The sequence below is a fragment of the Devosia sp. 63-57 genome, assembly GCF_001899045.1.
Classification (GTDB): Bacteria; Pseudomonadota; Alphaproteobacteria; order Rhizobiales; family Devosiaceae; genus Devosia; species Devosia equisanguinis.
The window spans coordinates 1,331,746-1,355,801 of the sequence record NZ_MKUY01000005.1 but is presented as its reverse complement, the minus strand read 5'-3'; the positions used below and the strand labels follow the sequence as shown (position 1 = coordinate 1,355,801).

The 24,056-nt window shown below is 63.0% G+C and carries 24 protein-coding genes; 11 read left to right on the top strand and 13 right to left on the bottom strand.

From position 1 onward, the window contains the following. Positions 1–3: 3 nt before the first annotated feature. The 7 genes from BGO80_RS14780 to BGO80_RS14750 all read right to left on the bottom strand — a co-directional run bounded on the left by BGO80_RS14780 (position 4) and on the right by BGO80_RS14750 (position 10,404). The gene (locus tag BGO80_RS14780) at positions 4–1,857 is read right to left on the bottom strand and encodes a pseudouridine synthase (RefSeq protein WP_286722076.1); all 1,854 of its coding nucleotides are present in this window, start codon (positions 1,855–1,857) and stop codon (positions 4–6) included. Between the two features lie 105 nt (positions 1,858–1,962). Beyond that, positions 1,963–2,643, bottom strand: coding sequence for a hypothetical protein (locus BGO80_RS14775; RefSeq protein ID WP_126150830.1), 681 nt, complete (start codon positions 2,641–2,643; stop codon positions 1,963–1,965). Between the two features lie 109 nt (positions 2,644–2,752). Beyond that, a complete protein-coding gene (gene lspA, locus BGO80_RS14770; protein WP_286722075.1) occupies positions 2,753–3,319 on the bottom strand; it encodes a signal peptidase II in 567 nt (188 codons plus the stop codon). Between the two features lie 167 nt (positions 3,320–3,486). Continuing rightward, positions 3,487–6,591, bottom strand: coding sequence for an isoleucine--tRNA ligase (gene ileS / locus BGO80_RS14765; protein WP_286722074.1), 3,105 nt, complete (start codon positions 6,589–6,591; stop codon positions 3,487–3,489). Positions 6,592–6,796: 205 nt separating this feature from the next. Then, positions 6,797–7,768, bottom strand: a complete 972-nt coding sequence (locus BGO80_RS14760; protein WP_286722073.1) for a bifunctional riboflavin kinase/FAD synthetase — start codon at positions 7,766–7,768, stop codon at positions 6,797–6,799. Between the two features lie 117 nt (positions 7,769–7,885). Next, positions 7,886–8,752 (bottom strand): TIGR01459 family HAD-type hydrolase, encoded by an 867-nt coding sequence (locus BGO80_RS14755; protein ID WP_286722072.1) that lies wholly within the window; start codon positions 8,750–8,752, stop codon positions 7,886–7,888. Between the two features lie 398 nt (positions 8,753–9,150). Beyond that, complete coding sequence (locus BGO80_RS14750; protein WP_286722071.1) at positions 9,151–10,404, bottom strand: EAL domain-containing protein; 1,254 nt, start codon at positions 10,402–10,404, stop codon at positions 9,151–9,153. Between the two features lie 298 nt (positions 10,405–10,702). On the opposite strand from BGO80_RS14750, the gene BGO80_RS14745 reads away from it, so the two are divergent. The 4 genes from BGO80_RS14745 (at position 10,703) to BGO80_RS14730 (ending at position 14,503) form a co-directional block, all read left to right on the top strand. Then, positions 10,703–12,133 (top strand): sigma-54-dependent transcriptional regulator, encoded by a 1,431-nt coding sequence (locus tag BGO80_RS14745; protein WP_286722070.1) that lies wholly within the window; start codon positions 10,703–10,705, stop codon positions 12,131–12,133. 224 nt (positions 12,134–12,357) lie between these two features. Next, positions 12,358–13,065 (top strand): DNA helicase, encoded by a 708-nt coding sequence (locus BGO80_RS14740; protein ID WP_286722069.1) that lies wholly within the window; start codon positions 12,358–12,360, stop codon positions 13,063–13,065. A gap of 335 nt (positions 13,066–13,400) precedes the next feature. Then, complete coding sequence (locus tag BGO80_RS14735) at positions 13,401–14,111, top strand: DUF433 domain-containing protein (RefSeq protein ID WP_286722068.1); 711 nt, start codon at positions 13,401–13,403, stop codon at positions 14,109–14,111. After that, the gene (locus BGO80_RS14730) at positions 14,108–14,503 is read left to right on the top strand and encodes a PIN-like domain-containing protein (protein WP_286722067.1); all 396 of its coding nucleotides are present in this window, start codon (positions 14,108–14,110) and stop codon (positions 14,501–14,503) included. The genes BGO80_RS14735 and BGO80_RS14730 overlap by 4 nt, the downstream gene beginning before the upstream one ends. 246 nt (positions 14,504–14,749) lie before the next feature. On the opposite strand, the gene BGO80_RS14725 is transcribed toward BGO80_RS14730, so the two are convergent. Beyond that, complete coding sequence (locus tag BGO80_RS14725) at positions 14,750–15,718, bottom strand: DMT family transporter (RefSeq protein ID WP_286722066.1); 969 nt, start codon at positions 15,716–15,718, stop codon at positions 14,750–14,752. Positions 15,719–15,741: 23 nt separating this feature from the next. Next, a complete protein-coding gene (locus tag BGO80_RS14720) occupies positions 15,742–15,936 on the bottom strand; it encodes a hypothetical protein (RefSeq protein WP_126150838.1) in 195 nt (64 codons plus the stop codon). 181 nt (positions 15,937–16,117) lie between these two features. Between BGO80_RS14720 and BGO80_RS14715 the strand changes: the two genes are divergently transcribed. Then, positions 16,118–16,522 (top strand): DUF4260 domain-containing protein, encoded by a 405-nt coding sequence (locus BGO80_RS14715; protein ID WP_286722065.1) that lies wholly within the window; start codon positions 16,118–16,120, stop codon positions 16,520–16,522. 139 nt (positions 16,523–16,661) lie between these two features. Here BGO80_RS14715 and BGO80_RS14710 read toward each other — a convergent pair whose 3' ends face one another. Beyond that, positions 16,662–17,021, bottom strand: coding sequence for a DUF427 domain-containing protein (locus BGO80_RS14710; protein ID WP_164550374.1), 360 nt, complete (start codon positions 17,019–17,021; stop codon positions 16,662–16,664). 186 nt (positions 17,022–17,207) lie between these two features. Here BGO80_RS14710 and BGO80_RS14705 point away from each other — a divergent pair, with 186 nt between their 5' ends. From BGO80_RS14705 to BGO80_RS14690, 4 genes are all read left to right on the top strand, one after another. Beyond that, positions 17,208–17,498, top strand: a complete 291-nt coding sequence (locus BGO80_RS14705; RefSeq protein WP_126150840.1) for a co-chaperone GroES — start codon at positions 17,208–17,210, stop codon at positions 17,496–17,498. Between the two features lie 48 nt (positions 17,499–17,546). Further along, positions 17,547–19,187 carry a chaperonin GroEL gene (gene groL, locus BGO80_RS14700; RefSeq protein ID WP_126150841.1) on the top strand — a complete coding sequence of 547 codons (1,641 nt, stop codon included), beginning with the start codon at positions 17,547–17,549 and terminating at the stop codon, positions 19,185–19,187. 332 nt (positions 19,188–19,519) lie between these two features. Then, positions 19,520–19,714, top strand: a complete 195-nt coding sequence (locus BGO80_RS14695; RefSeq protein WP_126150842.1) for a type II toxin-antitoxin system HicA family toxin — start codon at positions 19,520–19,522, stop codon at positions 19,712–19,714. A 7-nt stretch (positions 19,715–19,721) separates the two neighbouring features. Beyond that, positions 19,722–20,123 (top strand): type II toxin-antitoxin system HicB family antitoxin, encoded by a 402-nt coding sequence (locus BGO80_RS14690; RefSeq protein WP_206437837.1) that lies wholly within the window; start codon positions 19,722–19,724, stop codon positions 20,121–20,123. 20 nt (positions 20,124–20,143) lie between these two features. Here the strand turns inward: BGO80_RS14690 and BGO80_RS14685 are convergent, their stop codons facing one another. Beyond that, positions 20,144–20,893: a TSUP family transporter gene (locus BGO80_RS14685; protein ID WP_286722064.1), complete on the bottom strand. Its 750-nt coding sequence runs from the start codon at positions 20,891–20,893 to the stop codon at positions 20,144–20,146. Between the two features lie 71 nt (positions 20,894–20,964). On the opposite strand from BGO80_RS14685, the gene BGO80_RS14680 reads away from it, so the two are divergent. Both BGO80_RS14680 and BGO80_RS14675 read left to right on the top strand, forming a co-directional pair. Then, entirely contained in the window at positions 20,965–21,927 is a 963-nt protein-coding gene (locus tag BGO80_RS14680; protein WP_126150844.1) for a glycosyltransferase, read from the top strand. 160 nt (positions 21,928–22,087) lie between these two features. Next, positions 22,088–22,972, top strand: a complete 885-nt coding sequence (locus BGO80_RS14675) for a DUF4214 domain-containing protein (RefSeq protein WP_286722063.1) — start codon at positions 22,088–22,090, stop codon at positions 22,970–22,972. 135 nt (positions 22,973–23,107) lie between these two features. Here BGO80_RS14675 and BGO80_RS14670 read toward each other — a convergent pair whose 3' ends face one another. Together BGO80_RS14670 and hisG are read right to left on the bottom strand one after the other, a co-directional pair. After that, positions 23,108–23,263, bottom strand: coding sequence for a hypothetical protein (locus tag BGO80_RS14670; protein WP_286722062.1), 156 nt, complete (start codon positions 23,261–23,263; stop codon positions 23,108–23,110). A 1-nt stretch (position 23,264) separates the two neighbouring features. Beyond that, a complete protein-coding gene (gene hisG, locus BGO80_RS14665) occupies positions 23,265–23,954 on the bottom strand; it encodes an ATP phosphoribosyltransferase (RefSeq protein ID WP_126150846.1) in 690 nt (229 codons plus the stop codon). Positions 23,955–24,056: the final 102 nt, after the last annotated feature.

Sequence of the window (24,056 nt, the reverse complement as noted above, 5' to 3'; positions counted from 1 at the left end):
GCCTTAGCTGCGCGGTTTGCGGGGGCCGGTGGGACGGCCGGAGCTGGGGCGGGGACCGCCGGAGGCTGGACGTCCACCGGTGGGGCGACCACCCGTGGGTCGGGCGCCGCCGGGCTTGCCGGCGAAAGGCTTGCCACCGGGGCGGCCATTCTGGGGACGGTCACCAAAGCTCTTGCCGGCTGGACGACCGCCCTGGGGCCGATCACCGAACGGTTTGCCGCCGGGGCGACCGCCTTGCGGACGATCGCCATAGGGCTTGTCGGGGCGCGGGCCGCGCGTCGGCTTGTCGCCGAACGAGCGCTGCGGGCGATCGCCATAGTCGCGTTTCGGACGATCCTCGAAGCGGCCCTCGGGCCGGGGGCCACGAGCGGGACGCTCGCTGAAACCGCCGCGTGCGGGCTTGTCCCCATAGGGGCGTTGCGGCCGGTCGCCATAATCGCGCTTCGGACGCTCCTGGAAGCCGCCTTCGGGCCGCGGACCGCGCGCCGGGCGCTCGCCACCGAAACCGCCACGCGCGGGCTTATCGCCATAGGGGCGCTGCGGGCGATCACCGAAATCACGCTTGGGCTTGTCACCGAAGCCGCCACGCGCCGGCTTGTCGCCAAAGGCGCGCTGGGGACGATCGGCGAAATCGCGCTTCGGACGGTCGTTGAAACCACCGCGCGCGGGACGATCGCCATAGTCACGCTTGGGCTTGTCGGCGAAGCTGCCGCGTTCCGGGCGGTCGCCGTCACGACGGGGCGGACGGTCGCCGAAATCGCGCTTGGGCTTGTCGCCAAAGGGCTTGCCACCCTCGGGGCGGTCACCACGCGCTGCGGGCTTGCCGAAGGAGCGGGCGGGCTGATCGTCGCGGTCGACGCGCTTGCGCTCGGGCGCCTTGGGCACATAGGCCTCGGGGGCGCGGCCATCCTCGTCCTCGAAATGGACGCGGCGCGGGCGACCCATGGGGCGTTCTTCCTCGCCGCTGTCAAAGCCGGGACGGCGGGTGGCGCCACGGGCCGGATTGGGCCGGGCATGATCGCGGTCGCGCGGTGAGCGGACGCGGAAGGTTTCATCGCGCTGCGGCTCGAAATCGGGCATTTCGCTTTCGAAATCCACACCGGCGGATTCAGCCAGCTTCTTGCCGAGCTGATCGCGCAACATGCGGGCCTTGACCATTTCCACGCCGCCCTCGGCCAGGTCGCCGAGCTGGAAGGGACCATAGGAGACGCGGATCAGGCGGTTCACCTCAAGGCCGAGGGAACCCAGGACATTCTTGACCTCGCGGTTCTTGCCTTCGCGCAGGCCGAGCACGATCCACACATTTGACCCCTGCTCGCGCTCGAGCGTCGCGGTGATCGGGCCATAGGAAATGCCATCGACGGTAATGCCGTTCTTGAGCGCGTCGAGCTGAACCTGGGTGACCGAGCCATAGGCGCGCACGCGATAGCGGCGCAGCCAGCCGGTGGCTGGCAGTTCGAGCACGCGCTTGAGGCCGCCATCATTGGTCAGCAGCAACAGGCCCTCGGTATTGATATCGAGCCGGCCGACGGTGAGGACGCGCGGCAGGCCCATGCGCTCCAGCGCCTCGAAAATGGTGGGGCGGCCTTCGGGGTCCTTCTCGGTGACCACCAGCCCGGCGGGCTTGTGATAGAGCCAGACGCGCGTGCCTTGGCGGGCGGCGAGCGGCAGGCCATCGACTTCGATCTTGTCACGCGAGGTGACGTTGAAGGCGGGGGTCAGCACCTTCTTGCCGTTGACGGCAACACGGCCATCGGCAATCCAGCCTTCGGCATCGCGGCGGGAGCAGAGGCCGGCGCGGGCAATGACCTTGGCAAGACGGTCGGCCATTTCGGGCTGGGTGGGTTTGTCGCTCATGGCGGACACTTTCATAACATGCGGGACCCGGAAGGGGCGGCGCGGATAAAGCGAAAGCGGCCGGATAGGCTCCGGCCGCAAAACAGATTCGACGGTGAGACCAGGCTAGGGGTTGAGCTTGGTCTCGGAGGCGCTCAGCTTGCCACCGGGGGTTGCGGTGCTGGCACCGACCATGGGACCGCGTGTGCCGATGGCCTTGCGCACTTCTTCAGGGCAGCGGGCATCGCGGACCGAGACCAGATCGCCCTGGGGCGTACGACAGACCAGCTCGGCATCGCCGACGCGGGTGAAATATTCGTCAGGCGGCAGGTAAAGCGGACGGTTGCCCGAGACATTGACCTGCATATTGGCAGCCTTCATGCGGGCGGTGAGCGCCCTGGCTTCGGTCTCGGTCAGCGGGCGGCCCGAAAGCGAGCGCAGATCGACGACGCGGGCATTGCGCAGGCGCTGCAGGTCGGCCTCAGAGAGATTGGAGGTATCGATCTGCACCGTATTGCTGTTGGCCGGCAGCTGAGCCGCGGCGACATTGGTGGTGGGCGCGGGCAGATTGCCAGTATCGCGCGGCAAAGCCAGCGGGGCGCGCGCCTGGGTTAGGTCGGCCTTGGGGGCCTGGCCGGGGATGAGGCCGACGCCGCGGGCGGTATCGTTGAGCACTTCGCGCTCGAAGGTGCCGAAATCGGTCAGGGCATTGGTGCCTTCCACCGTGGTGCAGGCCGCCAGAGCCAAGGTCGCGATCAAACCAAGCGCCGCGAGGCCCGCCCGGGAGGCGGTCGAAAGAGCAGCCATGTGCCCGGTCAATCCATTACGCATGCAACGTCCCTTACCATATCGGCGGCGCTTATAACCTATTCCTGCCCCTAAGGCCAGATTCTGGCAGCACCTTGTCCATGTCGTATCACGCCGGCCTGTTTGTGCGCTTGCGCCCCAGCCCGAGGAGATCGCCCAGAAGCAGGATGACCCCCAGCGTGATCGCCACATCCGCCAGATTGAAGATATAGAACGACCAGCTTCCCCAATAAAAGTGAAAGAAGTCGGCAACGGCGCCATAAAGCAGGCGATCGAGCGCATTGGAGAGCGCGCCGCCAATGCAAAGCGCCAGACCCATGCGCACGAGGCGCGCGTCGCTGCGCCACCACCAGACCGACAGCGCCGCTATAGCCACCAGCATGATGACCCCAAGCGCCCAGACAGGCAGACCATCGAGCAGGCCATAGGAAATGCCGGTGTTCCAGACCAGAACATAGTCGAAAAAGGGCGTCACCGGCAGCACTTCGCCGCCCCGCCAGCCGGTCAGGACAAGCGGGTGATAGGCCGAAAACACCTCGACGCAGACCGCCTGGCCGATGGCATAGCATTCGGCGGCGATGTGAAACCCCTTCTGCGCCCGGTCGATGCCGAAGGACAGGACGGCCAGCATGAGGGAGGCGAGAATGGTGGGGGTGCGGGGGGGATGGGTGTTCATGGCCTACTCCATCTTCCCTTCTCTCCTTGTGGGAGAAGGTGGCGCGAAGCGCCGGATGAGGGGTTTGGGATGGTTCAGCGCCATTCGAGCTGCGCTCGAATACCCCTCACCCGCCCTTCGGGCACCCTCTCCCACAAGGGGAGAGGGGAAGGAGCCGATAGTCTGGACTACAACCCCGCAGCCGCCCGTTCACGCAATGCCTGGGCGTCGCGGGGGGAGACGTCCGGATAGTCGGGGTCGGACCCGACTTCGGGCAGCACTTTCCAGGAGCGGGCGCAGCGCTGGCCGGCGGCAAGGGCCGGCACCACGGAGACGCCGGGCACGTCTTCGAGGCGGAAGGCCTCGGACGGGCCTTCGTTCTGCTTAATCTCGACCGCCGAGGTGATGGCGATCTCGGCCAGGTCCTGACCTTCCAGCGCCACGATGTAACGGGCGTCGGCGACAAAAACCTGGGGTGCGGCCTCAAGCGAGGAGCCAATGCGCTTTTCGCGGCGCTCGATCTCCAGCGCACCGGTGACCACGCGGCGAACGGCGCGGATCAGCTGCCACTTGGCGGCGAGGTCGTCATCGATCCAGTCGGCGGGAATGTCCGGGAACTGGCGCAGATGCACCGATTCACCCTCGCCCGGATGGCGTTCCAGCCAGCACTCTTCCATGGTGAAGACCAGGATGGGCGCGAGCCAGGCGGTGAGCGCGTTGAACAGGTGATCGAGCACGGTCAGCGCCGAGCGGCGCTTGATCGAGGAGATCGGGTCGCAATAGAGGGTGTCCTTGCGGATGTCGAAATAGAATGCCGACAGCTCGATGTTCATGAAGTTCGACAGCATGGTGACGACCTTGCGGTAGTCATATTCGGCGAAGGCAGCGCGCACGCCGGCATCGAGCTGGGCCAGCCGATGCAGCATCAGCCGCTCGAGCTCGGGCATGTCGCGCGGGTCGACCACGTCTTCGGGCTTGAAATGGGCCAGGTTGCCGAGCAGCCAGCGCATGGTATTGCGCAACTTGCGATAGCTGTCGACCGTGGTCTGGATGATTTCCTTGCCCAGGCGCAGATCCTCGGAATAGTCGGAGGAGGCGACCCAGAGGCGCAGGATATCGGCGCCGAACTGCTTGATGATGTCCTGCGGGGCAACGGTATTGCCCAGCGACTTGCTCATTTTGCGGCCCTCGCCATCCATGGTGAAGCCATGGGTGAGGACGCTGTCATAGGGCGCATAGCCATTGGTGGCGCAGGATTCGAGCAGCGAGGAGTGGAACCAGCCGCGATGCTGGTCGCTGCCTTCGAGATACATCGAGGCCGGGAATTTCAGATAGGGCCACTTCTGCTTGTTGCGCAGCACGAAGGAATGGGTCGAGCCGGAGTCGAACCAAACATCGAGCACGTCGCGGACCATCTCGTAATCGTCGGCCTTGTAGTCCGAACCGAGATAGCGCTCGGCGGCACCGGGCTTGTACCAGGCGTCGGCGCCCTCTTCCTCGAAGGACTGGGCGATGCGATGATTGACCGCTTCGTCGCGGAGGACTTCGCCGGTCTGCTTGTGCACAAAGACCGTGATCGGCACGCCCCAGGCGCGCTGGCGGCTGAGGACCCAATCGGGACGATCGGCGATCATGGCGCGCAGGCGGTTTTGGCCGGCGGCGGGATAGAAGCGGGTCTTGTCGATGGCGGCAAGGGCGCGGGTGCGCAGGGTGTCGGGGAAAGCCCCCTCACCCGTCTCGGCCTCCGGCCGATCCACCCTCTCCCCGAGAGGGAGAGGAATAGGGGCTTCGGCGCGCGCGGAACTATTCTTCTCCCCCTCGGGGAGAAGGTGGCCCGCAGGGCCGGATGAGGGGGTGGCTGCAATCGGCTTGTCCATATAGACGAACCATTGCGGCGTGTTGCGGTAGATCACCGGCTTCTTGGAGCGCCAGGAATGAGGATATTGGTGTTTTACGCGGCCACGGGCGATGATGTTGCCGTGCTCGGCCAGCGCGGCGATGACGCGATTATTGGCGTCGCCCTTCTTGCCATTGTCGTCGATGACGCGGGCGCCCTCGAAGCCGGGGGCGTCCTTGGTATAAAAGCCATCGTCGCCCACGACATAGGGGATGGCGGGGTCGATGCCGCGATCCTGCAAGGCGCGGGTGGAATCCATCCAGATGCCGAAGTCGTCGAGGCCATGGCCGGGCGCGGTGTGCACGAAACCGGTGCCGGCGTCGTCGGTGACGTGTTCGCCATCGAGGAGCGGGACATCGAAGGTGTAACCGTCGGCGAGGCCGCGCAGGGGGTGGGCAAGCGTCAGCTCGGGGTTCGAAAGGGCGAAATCGCTTACGCGACGATATCCAGTGGGATCGATTTTTGCCTTCGCAAACACCTCGGCGGCCAGCTTATCCGCAAGGACGTATTTTTCTCCCGCCTTCGCCCAATTGCCATCAGGAGCTGCCGTCACCTCGTAAAGGCCGTATTGGATCTTGCTGGAATAGCTCACCGCTCTGTTGGCCGGGATTGTCCAAGGGGTCGTTGTCCAAATGACCACGAAAGTATTTGCGTAGCCAGATGTAGGCACAGGAACTCCATTCGGGCCGTGATCCATGGCAGGCCATTTGGTCACCGGGAACTTCACCCAGATGGTGTCGCTCTCGTAATCGGCATATTCGATTTCGGCTTCGGCAAGGGCGGTGCGTTCCACGACGGACCACATGACGGGCTTGGAACCGCGATAGAGCTGGCCGGTCATCGAGACCTTCATCAGCTCGCGGGCGATCTGGGCTTCGGCGTCGAAGCTCATGGTCAAATAGGGATTGTCCCACTCGCCCAGGATGCCGAGACGCTTGAATTCCTCGCGCTGGATATCGACCCATTGCTCGGCGAAGGACCGGCATTCCTGGCGGAATTCGACCACCGGGACGTCGTTCTTGTCCTTGCCCTTGGCGCGGTACTGCTCCTCGATCTTCCATTCGATGGGCAGGCCGTGACAATCCCAGCCCGGCACATAGGCCGAGTTGTAGCCGGCCATCTGCTTGGACCGGGAGATCATGTCCTTGAGCGTCTTGTTCAGGGCATGACCGATATGGATGTTGCCATTGGCATAGGGCGGGCCGTCATGCAGGGTGAAGAGCGGCCGATCCTTGGCCTGCTCGCGCTGCAGGGCGTAAATGTCCATGTCTTCCCAACGCTTGAGCCAGCCCGGCTCGCGGTCGGGCAGACCGGCGCGCATCGGGAAATTGGTTTCCGGCAGGAAAAGCGTGGCCGAATAGTCTTTTTCGGTCGCCTCGGGAGCGGTGTCGTTCATGGATCGGCAATCAGGTTTGGAAGAAGTGCGCGCCTTTTAGCAAGGCAAGGCGGCCGGGGCAAAGGATGATTTTGGGTGGAAAGCCTGGTAACTCCCCCTCCCCTCCTTCTCCTGAAGAAGGGGAGGCGCCTATCGAGCGCGGCCCGTATCTTGACAAAAGCCCCGATGCCACTCCGCCCTTCTTTCGGGGGAGGCTGGATGGCGCTCAGCCGAAGAAGCCGAGTTTGTGGTCTAGTGCGCTCAGCGGGGCGGCGGTGGCGATCAGGGTGCGGGCTTTTTTGGAGTCGCGATCCATGGCGGCGATGAGTTCGTCGAGGCCGGAGAACACTTCCTGGCCGCGGATATGGGCGATGAGGGCGACCGAGATGGACTGGTCGTAAATGTCCTCGTCGAAATCGAAGAGGTGGGTCTCGAAGGGCGGGCGGTGGTTGTTGAACATCGGCTTGCCATAGGCGGCAACGCCGTCGAGCAGGCGGTTGCCGAGGCGGGCGCGCACGGCATAGACGCCCTGGGCCAGCTGGAAACCGGTGGGCGTGGTGGTGTTGGCGGTGGGGTAGCCGAGTCCGCGGCCGCGCTGGTCGCCCTTGACCACGCAGCCCTCGAAAAACCAGTGATAGCCGAGCAGGCGATTGGCGGCGACCACGGCGCCTTCGGACAAGGCCGCGCGAATGCGCGAGGAGGAGATGACCTCGTCGCCCTCGTCCATGAGATCGAGCGTTTCCACCGCGAAACCCAGACGCTCGCCGGCGGCCTTGAGGAAGAGCGGGGTGCCGCGACGCTGGCGGCCGAAATGGAAATCGGCGCCGGTGATGACGCCGCGGGCGCCCAGGGCATCGACGATGACCTTTTCGACGAAATCCTCGGCCTCGATCTGCGAGAACGGCTGGTCAAAAGGCAGAATGACGATGCCATCAAGCCCCATCGCTTCGGCCAGACGGGCCTTGGTGTCGCCCTGGGTCAGGCGGAACATGAAGGGCGCGGGCGCGAAGACGTCGCGCGGATGCGGCTCGAAGGTGAGCATGAGCGCCGGGGCGCCGGCGGCGCGAGCCCGCTGCAACAGCGCGGCGATGATGGTCTGGTGGCCGCGATGCAGGCCATCGAAATTGCCGATGGCGACATAGGCGCCACGCAGGCTTTCGGGCAGATCGGTGAGACTGGAGAGACGAATGAAGGTCACGGGCGGACACCATGGGCTGGCTGGTGGACCCCCTCCCCGGCCCTCCCCGAGGCGGGGAGAGTGCGAAGGAGCCGATGCGTTGGGGTTTACTGCTGTTTCCGGCGGAAGGACAAGAGCCTACCAGCTGAGACGCGGCAGGAAGCCGGCCACATGGGCGCGGCTGGGCGCCAGCAGATCGGCAATGGTCTGCGGATCGGGCTTGCCGAAGGCATCGAGCTCGGCGGCATGGATGGAGCCGGTGATGAAGAGGAGATCGACGCCGAACTGGGCGGCGCCGGTGGCATCGGTGCGCACGCTGTCGCCCACGGCCAGGACGCGGGATTTTTGCAGCGGCTTGCCGGCGGCCTCCTCGGCGAGGCGGAAGCACTCCTCGTAGATCGGCTGATAGGGCTTGCCGGCCATGAGCACGATGCCGCCCATTGCTGCATAGAGATCGCCCAGGGCGCCGCCGCAATAGATGATCTTGTTGCCATGCTCGACCACGCGGTCGGGATTGGCACAGATCATGGGCAGCTTGCGCTTGAGCCAAAGCTCGGCGCGGCTGCGGTACATTTCGGGCGTATCGTCGTCGTGGTCGAGATCGGTGACGACAACCACTTCGGCCTCGTCGGCGCCAGTGCGCCTGACATCGAGCCCCTCATAGAGCAGGTCGTCTTCGGTGGGCGGGCCGACATGGTGGATGGCGCGGCCGCGATATTTGGCGATCATGGAGCGGGTGGCATCGCCGGAGGAGACGATGGCGTCATAGGTGTCGCGCGGGACACCCAGCCGATCGAGCATGTCGATAATGGGCTGGGAGGGACGCGGCGCATTGGTGATCAGCACCACCCGGCCACCGTCCTGGCGGAAACGGCGCAGCGCATCGACCGCCTCGGGAAAGGCGGCAACGCCATTATGGATGACGCCCCAGACATCGCTGAGCACCGCATCGTAGCGGCCGCTGAGATCGGAGAGCCCCGAAATGATCGGCAGGGGGGAGGACATGGCCAGGCTCCGCAACACAAACACTGTGCGCCCTATGAGCCTCTTTTGCCGGGAGGATCAAGCAAAACCTTGTTCCGCCGCCGAGGCAGGGCGGGCCGGTGGGGGGTGAGGCCTTTGCGGTATCGAGGCACTTTCGCTTCCCTCGCCCTTGAGGCAGGGGTATCGCATATAGAATTGAGCGTGCTGCACACCCCCTCCCAGCCTCCGCCGTCAAGGGGGGAGGAGCAGCATCGAGTGCCTGGTGAGATATTGCCAAAAGCGCCGCCCGCCACCCCCCTGCGGGGAGGGAGAGCAGGAGCCGCGGTCACCGTGCCTCCCGATGAGCCCAAAATGAACACTGGCCTGTTTTAGGGGGACGGAGGCGAAAGGGCCCAGAGGCCACCTCAATTTGAAGTGATCTACAGTTCGGCGCGGCGGAGTTTGGGGGCGGTGGTGCGGGCGGATTCGAGGACGAGGTCGGGGCGTATGGGGCCGGCGGGGGCGAGGTGGTCGCCTTTGACCAGCAGGATTTCGTTGTCGAGCAGTTCGATGATTTCGCGCTCGCCGGACACGCCAATGGCGATCAGGGCGATGTCGAAACGGCTGAGATAGCTGGCGATGTCGGAGAGGTGGAAGTCGGTATAGGCTTCGGGATTGGCGATGAAGCGGTTGGCGTTGACGCGCAGCGAGCGCACGCCCATGGCGGCGAGATCGGCGGCATCGACCCGCAATGAGCGCACATCGGTGAGCGAGAAACCGGCGCCCTTGCGCGCCATGGTCTCGGCGACGGTGCGCTCGGGACCGGACATGGCGTTCCACTGGCTTTCCGACATCAGGAAGATCAGCCCCGGCGCGATGGCCCGGTTGGCGTCGAGCGTTGCCAGCACCTGCTCGGCGGTGGAGGAATCGCCGAGCGAGGCCAGCGAGAACGGAATATAGAGCGTCACCGGCTGGCCGGTGGCGCGGGAGCGTCGGGCGATGGCGATGGCTTCGAACAAGGCCGTGCCCTCGATGTCGCGCACCACGTCCTCGCCGCCCCGCACCGGCATGAAATCGGCCTCTTCGGCCAGATCGCCATTTTCCAGCGTCAGCCGCGGCAGGAGATCGTAGCCGGCGGGCCGGCGCTGCGGCAGGCGGACGACGGGCTGGATATGAAAAGTCAGGCGGTGATCGGCGACGGCCTGGCGCAGGATGGGCAGCGGAATGACCGGCTGGCTGGGCATGGCGGTGAATTTGGGGGCCACCGGCTCGGGCACGGGCGCCGGCATATAATCGCCCATGGCGCTGGCGTTGCGCTTGGCGGGGCGATCGACGCGCTCCTCCACCTCGGCCACGGCCTCGGCGACCTGGCGGATGACCGTGCCGAGCACGGAAATATCGGCCTCGAGCATGTCGATGCGCTGGCCCAGCTTGAGATCGGTCAGGGCATTGATGCGCTGACCGAGGACGGCGCCGGCCTGGGCATCGGTGGCAAGCAGCCGGGAGAGTTCCTGGATGGCCTGTTCGAGGCGGCGCTCGGCGCGCTGGCGCAGCTGGCGCTCGACGATGACGAAGCAGACGACGACGACCACCACCAGCACCGCATTGGCCGGGGTGAAGGCGAGCGCAAAATAGGCCAAGGCGCCCATGGCGGCGGCGGCAAGCGCGATGAACGAATAGACCAGAGCCTGCACGGGCGAACCTGCACCCCTTCTGATGCGCCGGGATTCGGCCCTGTTTTCATAACACCGCACCCACAGCGGCAAAAGCGCCACGCGGCCCTCTCCCGGGCTATTTCGGGCCAAAACAGGCGGAAAAGCGCGGATTTTTGGGTTCGGCTCGGTAAAGCTGCGCCAAGGCGGGGCAAAAGCGGGTGATAGGCACGCGCGCGACTGGAACGGAATATTTACCCTAATTGGGGAACTATCGGGGGGATCGACAGGCCGCCAGGACCATTTGGCGGCCACGTGAGACCGGGGCAAGTAGACCGATATGACCATGACGACGGGCAGCGAAGTCGCACTCAGCGGACAGGTTCTGCTCATTGATCGCGACGGCAGTTCCGCGCGAGTGATCGGCGCCTCGCTGCGCGAATCGATGCTGGTGACGCCCGAAGTCACGGTGGTGGAGGCTGGACGCGCGGCGGCGGAACTGCTGCGCCAGGCGCGGTTCGATGTGGTCATTGCCGATCTGGCAAGCCTGTTCGATCTGGCGCCAAGCCTCGAAGACGCGGTGACGCGGTTGGTCAAGCTGGCCGAGGGCGCGCTGTTGCTGGCCGTGGCCGATGGCAGCTCGGTCAGCGCCGCACTGGGCGCCATGCGCGCCGGCGCCCATGATTATGTCGCCAAGCCCATCGACGGCACGGCGCTGGCCGCGCGCATTGGCGAATTGGCGCAGCGCCATGGCCGCCCGCGCTCGCTGGGCGCCGAATGTGGCACCGGCCCGGTGGTGGCCGATTATGCCGGTTTCGTCGGCGCTTCGAGCGCCATGCAGTTTCTTTATGAGCAGATCGGGCGCGTGGCCACCTCGTCGGCGCCGGTTTTCATCACCGGGGAAAGCGGCACCGGCAAGGATGTGTGCGCCGAGGCGCTGCATGCCAAGGGACCGCGCGCCGACCGGCGGTTCGTGGCCATCAATTGCGCCGCCATTCCCCGCGATCTCATGGAAAGCGAGCTGTTCGGGGTGACGCGCGGGGCCTTTACCGGCGCGCATGAAGACCGCAAGGGCGCCACCGAACTGGCCGATGGCGGCACGCTGTTCCTCGACGAAATCGGGGAGATGGACCTCTCCCTGCAATCGAAACTGTTGCGGTTCCTGCAAACGGGCGCGATCAGCCGGGTGGGCGAAACGGCGGCGCGCAAGGTGGATGTGCGGGTGATCTGCGCCACCAACCGCAATCCCATGCAGATGATCGCCGAGCGGCAATTCCGCGAAGACCTGTTCTATCGCCTGCATGTGCTGCCCATTCACCTGCCGCCGCTGCGGCAGCGCCCGACCGATATCATGGTGCTGGCCCGCCATTTCCTCGGTCGCTATGCGCGCGAGGAGCACAAGAGTTTTGTCGGCTTCGCGCCCGACGCCGCCCAGCAGCTGACGGCGGCCGACTGGCCCGGCAATGTCCGGCAATTGCAGAACCTGATCCGCCGCATGGTGGTGATGTTCGACGGCGGGGAAATCAGCGCCGGCATGCTCAGCGCTGCCGATATTGAATCGCAGGTCAGTTTCCCCGCGCCGGTGGAAGCGCCGCGCTCGGAAGGCAAGCGGCCGGTACTGCCGATGTGGCAGCAGGAACAGCGCATCATCGAAGACGCCATCGCCGCCTTTGGCGGCAATATCTCAATGGCCGCCGCCGCGCTGGAGATCAGCCCGTCGACGATCTATCGTAAGCGGCAAGGCTGGGCGGAAATGGCAGCGGCGAGCTGAGGGGGGCGAGCTCTCGGCTTGAATAACCTCGTACAGGCCACCACAAAGCTTCGGCTTGTCCGAATTGCGGCCTTGGAGTATCTTTATCGTCAGGCTTGGCCCGCGCCTCCCCCCTCCAGATGGGGAAGTATCGTACATACGGGGTGACTGAGATCATCGAACCATCTGTTCGAGCGTTCGCATGAGGAGGGGTTGCGTTTCCCGCTCGGAATGGAGGTTCCGTAATGCGGCTTTCCGCACCTATCTATAAACTGAAGCGCCGTGCCAAGCTGATGGCGCGAGACGAGCTCATTCCGCTTCATGAGGCACAGGACCGAGTTGCCAACATCGAAGGATTTTCGGCATGGAGCCTGCTCGCGGCGCGCACGGCCACAGCTGGCGATGCGGGTGGCATACTCTCAGAACTGACAGACGGAGACATGCTGCTGATCGCGGCTCGCCCGGGTCACGGTAAAACTCGGCTAGCGTTGCAGCTTTTGCTTGATGCCAGTGGCGAAGGCAGGCGCAGTGTCCTGTTTACCCTGGAATACTCGGAACGCGAGGCAATCGACCGATTCAAGGCGCTTTCTCGTCAACTGCCCCAGACTTTGCCGGAAATCATCACTTCTGACGGCATTTGTGCAGACTACATTATCAGTCACCTGACCGGCGCGCCGAGGGGCACCGTGGCGGCCATCGATTATCTCCAAATTCTCGATCAGCAGAGAACGAAGCCCCCTCTTTCCGTGCAGATGGCGGCTTTGCAGGCATTCGCACGCGACACCGGCGTCATCCTGGCCTCGGTGTCGCAGATTGACCGCTCCTACCAACCGGAAGCGGCCCCGGTGCCGAGCCTTTCCGATCTTCGCCTTCCGAATCCAATCCCGCCGGGACTTTTCTCAAAAGCCTGCTTTCTGAACGCCGGAGAAATTCGTTTTCAGAAGCTAATTTGATCATATTCTCCGGCGCAGCTACCGCTGCGCTGGAGATCGGCCCGTCCATGTTCTATCGCAAGCGACCAGGAAATGGCAGCGTCGAGCTGAGGGGGCGGGGTTGGTTGCGTCCCAAGTTTGTCAGGGTAGGCGGCGAAGCTGCTGAAATCTGCCATTATTTCAGCACCTGTAACCCGCTTAGGCGGCCATAACGCGGCTATCCTATTGGCAATGGAATTTTTTGTAGCCTCGTCGTCACTTGGCGTCGCTAGCGACGTTCTTCGTCAGCAGATGAGTCTGGGCTATTCGCTCAGATAGGGCTTTTCACCGCAGAGAACACACAATAGGTTCGCGACATGTCCAAGAGCACAACAAACACGCAAGAACTACTCGGCGTCGGCCTTTATGCCGTGCCAGACGCTGCGCGTTTGCTCCAAATGCCGGCGATAAATGTTCGTCGCTGGCTAGGTGGATATTGGTATTCGCGCCGCGGTGAGCGTTACGCTGTCCCACCCCTCTGGTCACCCGAACTGCCGAATTTTGATGACAAAATAGAGCTTTCATTTCGCGACTTGATCGAGCTGAGATTTGTGAATGCTTTCGTAAAGGCGGGCCTTGGGTTGAAGACCATCAGGCATTGCTTGGACTTTGCGCGGGACGTTGTGGACAATGACCGTCCTTTCTCCACGAGCAGATTTCGGACCGATGGAAGGACGATTTTCCTCGAGAGCATAGAACGTGAAGCTGACAGTGAAGCAAAGCTACTAGACCTTAAGCGCCACCAGTACGCATTCTCCAAGGTGCTGGAACGGAGCTTTAAGGACCTTGATCTTGAGGGCAATGAGGTCACTCGTTGGCGCCCCTATAAAGGGCGTGACACTGTGGTGATTGACCCGCAGCGCGCATTTGGGCAGCCGATAGCAGCCGACTTCGGAGTGCCGACGATTGCGCTGGCTGAAGCAGTCGAGGCCGAAGGGTCCGCCGAGCGTGTCGCAGCATTATACGAGGTGTCAATTGAGGCGGTTAGGGACGCGGTAAAGTTTGAGCAGGAGCTGCGCGCCGCGTGAAGGTAGTGGTGGATGAGAACCTACCGCCTGCTCTTGCCAAATCCTTGGCAGCTCTTTTCGTTGGCATGCACGAAATCATCCATCTGCGTGATCGCTACGGACCAAGCGTAAAAGATATTGAATGGATCCCGGAACTCAGTGCAGAGGGTCGATGGGTTGTAATCTCTGGTGACAGGCAGATCACAAAGGTCAGGGCGGAGTACGAGGCTTTCAGAAGCAGCCGGCTAACCGGCTTCTTCCTATCCAAAGGGTTGAACAAGGCCCCATTAGTGAAAAAAATGGAACGCATACTTGCGCTATGGCCGTATATCGAACAGCAAGTCACATTGGTCCAAGGCGGCGCCATGTTCGAACTACCCATGACCAGCACGAAACTCTCTATGTTACGGTAACGTGCACCCGCTCGCTTCGACCTGAATTTCGTCGTTGTTATGTGGTCGATCTTGCCTGGACGGCGATCTTTGCCGTGTCAGGCACCTTGCGGATACACACCTAACCCCGCCGCGACCCATGAATCCCATAATTACTTTTGGAACGTTAAAAAGACAGTTCGAATTGCCGAAATGGAGAGCGGTTCTGTCGACGTGCTTCCATCACTACAACGATCGTTTCCGAACCTGCGCGTACAAAAGCCTCCCCTAAGGCGTGCTGGCTTCCTTGGCGCGGGTGCGTTCCAGGCCGAGCCAGCGTTCGCGCAGGATGACGGCGATCCCGGCGGCGACGATGATGGTGCTGCCGATGAGCATAGGCACGGTGGGGATATCGGCGAAGATGATGAAGCCGATGATGATGGTCAGCAGCAGCGACACATATTCGAAGGGCGCGATCACCGACATATCGGCGTAACGGTAGCAGGAGGTCAGCAACAACTGGCCGATGCCGCCGAAGAAGCCGGCGCCGACCAGCAGCGCCGCCTGTTGCGGGGTGGGCCAGACCCAGCCGAAGGGCAGGCTGAAGAGGCTGAGCACGCTGGCGCTGATGAAAAAATAGGTGACGATGGCCTCGGTGCGCTCGGTCTGCACAAGCGTGCGGACCTGCAGCATGGCGAAGGCCGACAGGAAGGCGGCGGCCAATGCTGCCAAGGCGCCGATGGTGGTGCCATCGACCGGTTGTGCGCCGCCGGAAAAGACGGTGAGGCGGGGAAAGAGGATGATCAGCACGCCAACCAGCCCAACCAGCACCGTGGTCCAGCGGAAGATATAGACCTTTTCGCGCAGCAGCAGCGCGGAGAGAATGACGATGATCAGCGGAGAGGCATAGCCGATGGCGGTGGCCTCGGGCAGCGGCAGGCGCGTCAGCGCGAAGAAGCCCAGGCCCATCGAAGCGACGCCGACCAGGCCCCGGACCACATGGCCAAGGGGGCGCCTGGTGGTGAAGGCATAGGCCAGATGACCCGTCCAGGCCAGCCAGGCCAGAACCGGCAATAGCGCAAAGAATGAACGGAAGAACACCATCTGGCCCGCAGGAATGGTCTGCGTGGCCTTGAGCATGGTGGCCATGACCACAAAGCAGCAGACCGAGGCGACCTTGAGGGCGATGCCACGCAGCGGGCCGCCGCTCCTGATGGACGGCGAGGCAGCCTCTCGTGCAGCGGCGGGCGTGGTCACGTCGATCCTATCCGGGCCGGGCCTTACTTGCCGGCCGCAGCTTCCAGCTTTTCCTTGGCAATACGGGCGGTGGCGAAAGCCTTGTGCTCTTCGCCCACGGCGCTGCCGGACTTGAGGACCTTGCCCTCGGCGTCCTGCACTTCCCAGTGCCAGTTGGAGTTGGGACCGACGCCGCCTTTGCGGCGCAACTTGATCTGAAGGGAGGATTGTTCGCTCATGGTCTGCCTTATGGCTCAGTCTGGTGACGGAAGGAAGGGGCCGCGTGCATTTCGATGCCGCGGCGCGTGGATAGCGGGGACTCTATTCAAAAATGAATGTGCAACCTCGAAACATCGAGAATTTTGAATAGGGGTGGTCGTCGCTAGATAGACCGCATGTGGTTCCAGCATGGAGACAATGATGAACGGCAATGCGGCACAGGGGTCGGCCACCGGAACACCCCTCATGATCGTGAGGAGCGAAGGCGCGGCGGTCTTCGCAGCGGCGACAGCGCTTTATTTTCTGCTCGGCGGGCCGTGGTGGCTCTATGCGGTGCTGTTGTTCGCGCCGGACCTGTCGTTTCTGGGCTATGCGGCCGGCAGCCGAACCGGCGCGGTGGTCTATAATCTGGCGCACACTTTTGTCGTGCCACTGGCGCTGGGGCTGATCGCCGTGGTGCTGAAGATCGAGCTGCTGCAGCATCTGGCGCTGATCCATCTGGCCCATATCGGGCTCGATCGCGCGCTGGGCTATGGGCTCAAATATGCCAGCGGTTTCAAGGATACGCATTTGGGGCGGCTGAAGGGTGGGAAGCATGAGGGGTGACAAGGGACGAGTTGAACGTCTTGGCACCCCAGTCACCGCCGCGCCCTCGGGTCGAGCCCGAGGGTGACGAGCGGTGGGTGGGTAGAGGCCGGTGGTTGGGAGGGCCGTGGGGTCGTCGGCCCTCACAGGGAAAAGCCGGTCAAACCTCGGTGACTTCGACCTTGAGGCGGGCGCCGGCAAAGGTGAGGAGGTCGCGGATGGGTTCGAAGCGACCTTCGGCATAGGGATAGTACCAGGCCTCGTCGGCACCATCGGCGGTCAGGGTCTTGATGGTGTAAAAATGCGCTTCGCCGGGGCCGGCATCGGTGCGGCGGGTGTCCGAGGCTTCGAGAATGCCGGGATGGATATCCTCGAGCGGCAGGAAATAGAGCGGGTCCGCGCCGGGGGCATCCAGACGCAAAGCCCTGATGGAGCTGGCAATCTCGGCATCGTCGAAAATGATGTGCACGCGCCCCGAAACCGGCGCAATGCTGGCGGAAGAAAAGTCGGTATTGGCCATGGTCGGTGCCCTCGTTTCTGCAAATGGGATCAAACCCATAACGCGCCAGCAAAAACTCCGTTCACGCGCCCTTGACTCTTCTGACACCCCGTTCCTATATCCCAGCTGCCTGTTAGCACTCCTCCTTGTTGAGTGCTAACAGCACCGAAATTGCATTCAGAAATGATGCCAAGAGGAACTGAAATCATGGGCTTCCGTCCCCTGCATGACCGCGTGGTCGTCCGTCGCGTCGACAGTGAAGAAAAGACCAAGGGCGGGATCATCATCCCCGACACCGCCAAGGAAAAGCCCTCCGAGGGCGTCGTCGTTTCCGTGGGCCCCGGCGCTCGCGATGAGAACGGCAAGATCAATGCGCTCGACGTCAAGGCCGGCGATCGCGTGCTCTTCGGCAAGTGGAGCGGCACCGAGGTGAAGCTCAACGGCGAAGACCTGATCATCATGAAGGAAAGCGACATCATGGGCGTGATCGAGGCCTAAGGCTTCGCACCCATCCTGTCGTTCAACCCACTTTAAGGAGCGCCTCACATGGCCGCTAAAGAAGTAAAGTTCTCCACCGAAGCCCGCGAAAAGATGCTGCGCGGCGTCAACATCCTCGCCAATGCGGTGAAGGTGACCCTCGGCCCCAAGGGTCGTAACGTCGTCATCGAAAAGTCCTTCGGCGCCCCGCGCATCACCAAGGACGGCGTGTCCGTTGCCAAGGAAATCGAACTGGAAGACAAGTTCGAGAACCTGGGCGCCCAGCTGCTGCGTTCGGTCGCTTCCAAGACCAATGATGTTGCCGGTGACGGCACCACTACCGCCACCGTTCTCGGCCAGGCTATCGTCGTCGAAGGCGTCAAGGCCGTCGCCGCCGGCTTCAACCCGATGGATCTCAAGCGCGGTATCGACCTGGCTGTTGCCGAAGTCGTCGAAACGCTGAAGGCCTCGGCCAAGAAGATCACCTCGTCATCCGAAGTTGCCCAGGTCGGCACCATCTCGGCCAATGGCGAGAAGGAAATCGGCGACATGATCGCCGAAGCCATGCAGAAGGTCGGCAACGAGGGTGTCATCACCGTCGAAGAAGCCAAGACTGCCGAGACCGAGCTCGATGTCGTTGAAGGCATGCAGTTCGACCGTGGCTACCTCTCCCCCTACTTCGTGACCAATGCCGAGAAGATGACCGCCGTCCTCGAGGACCCGGTGATCCTGCTGCACGAAAAGAAGCTGGGCAATCTGCAGGCCATCCTGCCGATCCTCGAGTCGGTCGTTCAGTCGCAGCGTCCGCTGCTGATCATCGCCGAAGACATCGAAGGCGAAGCTCTCGCGACCCTCGTCGTCAACCGTCTGCGCGGCGGCCTCAAGGTTGCTGCCGTCAAGGCTCCGGGCTTCGGCGATCGCCGCAAGGCCATGCTGGAAGACATCGCCATCCTGACCGGTGGCCAGGTGATTTCGGAAGAGCTCGGCATCAAGCTCGAAAACGTGACCATCGACATGCTCGGCACGGCCAAGCGCGTTGAAATCACCAAGGAAAACACCACGATCGTGGATGGCGCCGGCACGGCCGAAGACATCCAGGGCCGCGTTGGCCAGATCAAGGCGCAGATCGAGGAAACCACCTCGGACTACGACCGCGAGAAGCTGCAGGAACGTCTGGCCAAGCTGGCCGGTGGCGTTGCCGTGATCCGCGTCGGCGGCTCCACCGAAGTGGAAGTCAAGGAGCGCAAGGACCGCGTCGACGACGCGCTCAACGCAACCCGCGCTGCCGTTGAAGAAGGCATCGTTCCGGGTGGTGGCGTTGCCCTGCTCCGCGCTTCGGCTGCCGTCAAGGCCAAGGGCGCCAATGCCGACCAGGACGCCGGTATCGCCATCGTGCGCCGCGCCCTGCAGGCTCCGGTCCGCACCATTGCCAACAATGCCGGTGCCGAAGGCTCCGTGGTTGTCGACAAGATCCTCGAGAACGCTGCTGCCTCGTTCGGCTATAACGCCGCAACCGGCGAATATGGCGACCTCGTTGCGCTCGGCGTCATCGACCCGGTCAAGGTCGTCCGTCACGCCCTGCAGGACGCTGCTTCGGTTGCATCGCTGCTGATCACCACCGAAGCCACCATCGTCGAGGCCCCGAAGGCCGAAGCTCCGGCAATGCCGGGCGGCGGCGGCATGGGTGGCATGGGCGGCATGGATTTCTAGTTCGCGACAGCGAACTAGCACTTCCTTCGCTCACGGGCCGTATCGCGGTCGGCATGAACGCCGACCGCTGGCCCTCCTCGGGGGCGACCGACGGTCGGGCGGCCTTGCCGCCTGTTCCTCTCGCTCAGCGCACTAAGCTTCAAAGATCGTTTCTTCCCAGTCACGATCTTTGTGGAAGGCCTCGGTGGAAACACCGGGGCCTTTTTTGTGTCCAGAGCACAGTCAAGGCGAGCCCTTGCGCCTGATCCTGGGTTTGGCCCAGAGTGTGTCGAGGCAGGATGTCGCTTGGTTGAATTCATCAAGAATGTGTATTATTTTACACGGAAGCGAGAATGGTTGAGCAGAACAGTCGCAAACTGATTGCCGCCATTCAGCGTGAAGGCTGGGTGCTGGTCGGCACGACAGGATCGCATCACCATTTCAAGCATCCGACGCGACCGGGCAAGCTGACCATACCGCATCCCAAGCGGGAACTGCCTCTGGGCACCGTACGGGCGATTTTGAAACAGGCGGGACTATTGGAGTAGCCGAGTTTTGCGTTTCATTGCCATGATCCACAAAGATCCCGACAGCGCATTTGGTGTGCAGTTTCCGGACGTGCCAGGATGCTTTTCTGCTGGCGAGACATTGGAAGAAGCCTCGCAAAATGCCGTCGAAGCGCTGGGTTCGCATATCCGCATGCTGGAAGCGGATGGAGATGCAATTCCCCAGCCCCGTTCGCTCGACGCCATTGTCGATGATGAGAGCCTGAACGAGGCGCGCGCTGACGCCATACTGGTTTCCGTTCCGCTGGTTCGAGACCTTGGATCGACGACGCGCATCAATGTGTCGCTCGATCTCGGGCTGTTGCAGGCGATCGACGATGAAGCTCGATCTCGCGGCCAAACCCGCTCGGCATTCATCGCGTCTGCTGTGCGTCGGGAGCTTGCGGACTAAGGCCGCTCTGAGACCGACAACTAGGGAAACAGCAGTAGCTTGATGGCGAGGGCGATGGAGACCACGACGACCAGCGGACGGATGATTTTGGCGCCGTAGCGGATGCCGGTGCGGGCGCCGAGATAGCCGCCGATGATCTGGCCGATGGCCATGACGATAGCGACAGGCCAGACCACGTGGCCGCCGGGAATGAAGATCACCAGAGCGGCAAGGTTAGAGGTGAAGTTGAGCGCCTTGGTGCTGCCGGTGGCGCGGGTCAGGCCGAGGCCGAAGAGCACGACGAAACCCACGGTGAAGAAGGCGCCGGTCCCTGGCCCGAAAATGCCGTCATAAAAGCCGATGACAAAGCCCATGGCGGGCACGAACCGGCGGAATGGCAGGCGCGCTGCCTTGTCGGCGTCCGACAATTTCGGCGCGAAGAGAAAATAGAGCGCGATGGCGATGAGCGCGACCGGCACAGCCACGGTGAGTAGTGAAACATCCACGCGGCTGACGGTGAAGGCGCCCAGCGAAGAACCGGCAAAGGTCAGCGCAATAGCGGGCAGCAGGTCGCGCAGGGCGATGAAGCCGCGGCGCCAATAGGTGAATACGGCCATGCCGGTACCGACCACGGACTGCATCTTGTTGGTGGCCAGCGCTGCAACTGGCGGCAGGCCAGCCGACAACAGCGCCGGCACGGTGATCATGCCGCCACCGCCGGCAATGGCATCGACGAAACCGGCAAGCATGCCGACCGCCATGAGGGCGAGGAGAATAAGGGGATCGAGCATGAGGGTGCGGCGCCGTTACACTTTTTCGACTTTGTTGGACTAGATTTGGCGCGCTCAAGGAGGACGACGGCGTGACCAAGCTTTATCGGGGCAATTCTGTAGCTGTGATCCTGCCCTGCTACAACGAGGTTGATGTCATCGCATCGGTGATTGCGGCATTCAGGGCCGCCCTGCCGGAGGCGGCAGTCTATGTCTTCGACAACAATTCCAGCGACGGCACGGCCGCTGCGGCTTTGGCGGCCGGGGCAATCGTGCGTCACGTGCCGCAGCGGGGCAAGGGCAATGTGGTGCGCCGCCAATTCGCCGATGTGGACGCCGATGTCTATGTGATGGCCGATGGCGACGGCACCTATGATGCCAGCCAGAGCCGCATTCTCGTCGATACGCTGCTCGATGGCGGGCTGGACATGGTGGTGGGCACGCGTCGCGCCATCGGCGATGGCGAGGAATATCGGCCGGGCCATGTGCTGGGTAACAAGGTGCTGACCGGCACCGTCGCCAATATTTTCGGGCGCGGCTTCAGCGACATGCTTTCCGGCTATCGCGTGCTGTCGCGCCGCTTCGTCAAATCCTTCCCGGCGCTGTCGCGCGGCTTCGAGATCGAAACCGAACTCACCATCCACGCGCTGGAACTGCGTGCGCCCTATGCCGAAGTGCCGACGGCCTATGGCAGCCGGATCGAGGGCTCGACCAGCAAGCTCAACACCATTCGCGACGGTTTTTCGATCCTTGAGATGATCTTGCGGCTGTTTGCGCGCGAACGGCCGCGCCAGCTTTACCTGTCGGTGGGGATTGTCACCGCCATCATCTCGCTGCTGCTCGCCATCCCGGTCTTCATCGACTATTTCGAAACCGGCCTCGTACCGCGCTTTCCGACGGCAATCCTTTCCGGTCTAGGGATCATCGCCAGTCTCATCCTCGGCGCCATGGCAGCCATTCTCGACAGCGTCGTCACCGGCCGCCGCGAAGCCAAGCGCCTGCGGTATCTGGAGATTCCGGCGCCACGCGTAGAAGCACGCCAAGCACAGTCTTGATAAGGCGATCTGATCAGGAAAATCATCCAGAACATTTGAAAGCCCCCCCTATTGAGGGGTCAACGACGCCTCTGTCGCACAGTAGATTTTGTCCTAATCGGTATCCTTTGTTCTTCGAGCATTGCAGGGCCGCGCTGGACAAACTTCGGAGGATTTCTTTGTGACTACGATAAACATGACCATCGGTGACCTCAAAGGCTTTATCGACCTCAGCAAGGCGATGGTGGGTGGGTTGGTGATCACCGATTTCGGCGCCTTGTTCGACAAGATAGAGCAGTTGCTGCGCGGCTTCGGCCAGTGGACGCCGGAGCTTGAAGCCAATATGGCCCTGGCCAAGGACGCGCTCATTGCCAATCCCGGCCTGTTCGATATCGGCAAGGCCACCTTCGTGTCATCGGTGGACGAGCTTCTGGCAAAGTACCCCGCGGACACGCTGCTCAGCGATATTCCCGAATTCGCCGATGGTGGCAGCAACACCGACATGCCGCCGGTCACCAGTTATGGCGATATCGACATCGCCAAGATTCTCGCTGTCTTTGCAGACGTAACCGTGACCTTGGACAAGGATAGCGGCGTGGTTAGCGTCAACGGCGCGGGCTATGCCTATACGTTGCCGGACGTGGAGCGGCTCGAATTCAATGATGGGTTCCTGGCCTTCGATTTCGATGGGCCCGCGGGGCAGTTGGTGCGCCTCTACAAGGCCGCGCTCGACCGCGACGCCGATTTCGAGGGCCTGGGCTACTGGATCCGCCATCAGGACAACAAGCTATCCTCGCTCGCCGATGTTGCGGACAGCTTCATGGCATCGCCCGAGTTCATTGCGCGCTTTGGTACCGAGGCGACGGTGAGCGACGCCGATTTCATCGCGCTGCTTTATAAGCACACACTCGGCCGCGTCGAGGACAAGGAAGGCTTCGACTATTGGGTCGGCAAGCTGGAGGCCGGAGAGACCAATCGCAAGGACCTGCTGGTGTTCTTCTCCGAGAGCGATGAGAACAAGGCCAATGCACTCGAAACCTATGCGGATGGCATCTGGTATCTGTAGGCGTGTTGGTGGTCGCGCGGGCGCGCGAAAGGGCTGTCATCCCAACCTTTCGCGCCCCTTTCGAAATCTCGCGATGAACCCCGCCCTCGCCGGGGTGACGCCAGGTGGGTTGGAGCGCGTCGAGCTCGAAACGTCCTATTCTGCGGTGTCGGCACTTGCCGTCTCGCCATCAGCCGCGGGAGTTGCGACAGCAACTTCAGGCCCTGCCTTTTGCATTGGCGGGCGGAGGCCGGCGTAGAGGATGGCGGTGACGCCGACCAGGACGCAGAGGAGGACGAGGGCAAGTTCCATCTTACTCTCCCAGACGCGACAGCAGATCGTCGAGGATTGGGCGGCGGGCGGACCAGTCGGCGGTGCGGCTGACGATGAGATTGGCTTCGCTTTTCAGCATCACGCCATCTTCGAGCACGCGCAGGCCATTGGCGGCGAGCGTCGAGCCGGTGGAGGTGATATCGACCACGATGTCAGCAACCCCCGAGGCAGGCGCCGCTTCGGTGGCGCCGAGGCTTTCCACGATCCGATATTCGGCGATGCCGGCGCGGGCGAAATGCTGGCGGGTGATGGTGATATATTTGGTGGCGATGCGCATCCAGCGGCCGTGGCGGGAGCGGAAATCGGACGCCACGTCGGCCAGGTCATGCATATGGGTGACGTCGATCCAGGCATCGGGAACGGCAACCACGACATCGGCGCCGCCGAAGCCGAGATTGCGCGCGAACTCGACCGAGGCCGGGCCGGTTTCGCTGGTTTCGTGGATGAGGTCGCGGCCAGTGACGCCGATATCGATGCTGCCGCGGATGAGTTCGCGGGCGATTTCGGAGGCCGGATAGAAGCGCACGGTGATGTCGGGCAAGCCTTCGATGGCGCCGAGATAGGAGCGGGCGCCGCCGGGACGGGTGATGGTGAGGCCGCGCTGGGCAAACCAATCGCGCGTCAGCTCTTCGAGGCGGCCCTTGGAGGGCACGGCGAGGGTGAGGGTCATTTCGGCCACTCCGTGGCGGTAGAAGCAACCCCCACCCGGCCTCCCCCTGAAGAAGGGGGAGGAGTAGGCTGGTGAGTTGTCTGAAATCTCGTCAACAACGCG

Coding starts and splice junctions, on each gene's coding strand:
- ileS (WP_286722074.1), bottom strand. CDS start 6,591: ATGAACGACACCGCTCCCGAGGCGACCGAAAAAGACTATTCGGCCACG.
- BGO80_RS14705 (WP_126150840.1), top strand. CDS start 17,208: ATGGGCTTCCGTCCCCTGCATGACCGCGTGGTCGTCCGTCGCGTCGAC.
- hisG (WP_126150846.1), bottom strand. CDS start 23,954: ATGACCCTCACCCTCGCCGTGCCCTCCAAGGGCCGCCTCGAAGAGCTG.
- BGO80_RS14745 (WP_286722070.1), top strand. CDS start 10,703: ATGACCATGACGACGGGCAGCGAAGTCGCACTCAGCGGACAGGTTCTG.
- BGO80_RS14780 (WP_286722076.1), bottom strand. CDS start 1,857: ATGAGCGACAAACCCACCCAGCCCGAAATGGCCGACCGTCTTGCCAAG.
- BGO80_RS14740 (WP_286722069.1), top strand. CDS start 12,358: ATGCGGCTTTCCGCACCTATCTATAAACTGAAGCGCCGTGCCAAGCTG.
- BGO80_RS14670 (WP_286722062.1), bottom strand. CDS start 23,263: ATGGAACTTGCCCTCGTCCTCCTCTGCGTCCTGGTCGGCGTCACCGCC.
- BGO80_RS14720 (WP_126150838.1), bottom strand. CDS start 15,936: ATGAGCGAACAATCCTCCCTTCAGATCAAGTTGCGCCGCAAAGGCGGC.
- BGO80_RS14715 (WP_286722065.1), top strand. CDS start 16,118: ATGAACGGCAATGCGGCACAGGGGTCGGCCACCGGAACACCCCTCATG.
- lspA (WP_286722075.1), bottom strand. CDS start 3,319: ATGAACACCCATCCCCCCCGCACCCCCACCATTCTCGCCTCCCTCATG.
- BGO80_RS14710 (WP_164550374.1), bottom strand. CDS start 17,021: ATGGCCAATACCGACTTTTCTTCCGCCAGCATTGCGCCGGTTTCGGGG.
- BGO80_RS14685 (WP_286722064.1), bottom strand. CDS start 20,893: ATGCTCGATCCCCTTATTCTCCTCGCCCTCATGGCGGTCGGCATGCTT.
- BGO80_RS14695 (WP_126150842.1), top strand. CDS start 19,520: ATGGTTGAGCAGAACAGTCGCAAACTGATTGCCGCCATTCAGCGTGAA.
- BGO80_RS14735 (WP_286722068.1), top strand. CDS start 13,401: ATGTCCAAGAGCACAACAAACACGCAAGAACTACTCGGCGTCGGCCTT.
- BGO80_RS14775 (WP_126150830.1), bottom strand. CDS start 2,643: ATGGCTGCTCTTTCGACCGCCTCCCGGGCGGGCCTCGCGGCGCTTGGT.
- groL (WP_126150841.1), top strand. CDS start 17,547: ATGGCCGCTAAAGAAGTAAAGTTCTCCACCGAAGCCCGCGAAAAGATG.
- BGO80_RS14755 (WP_286722072.1), bottom strand. CDS start 8,752: ATGTCCTCCCCCCTGCCGATCATTTCGGGGCTCTCCGATCTCAGCGGC.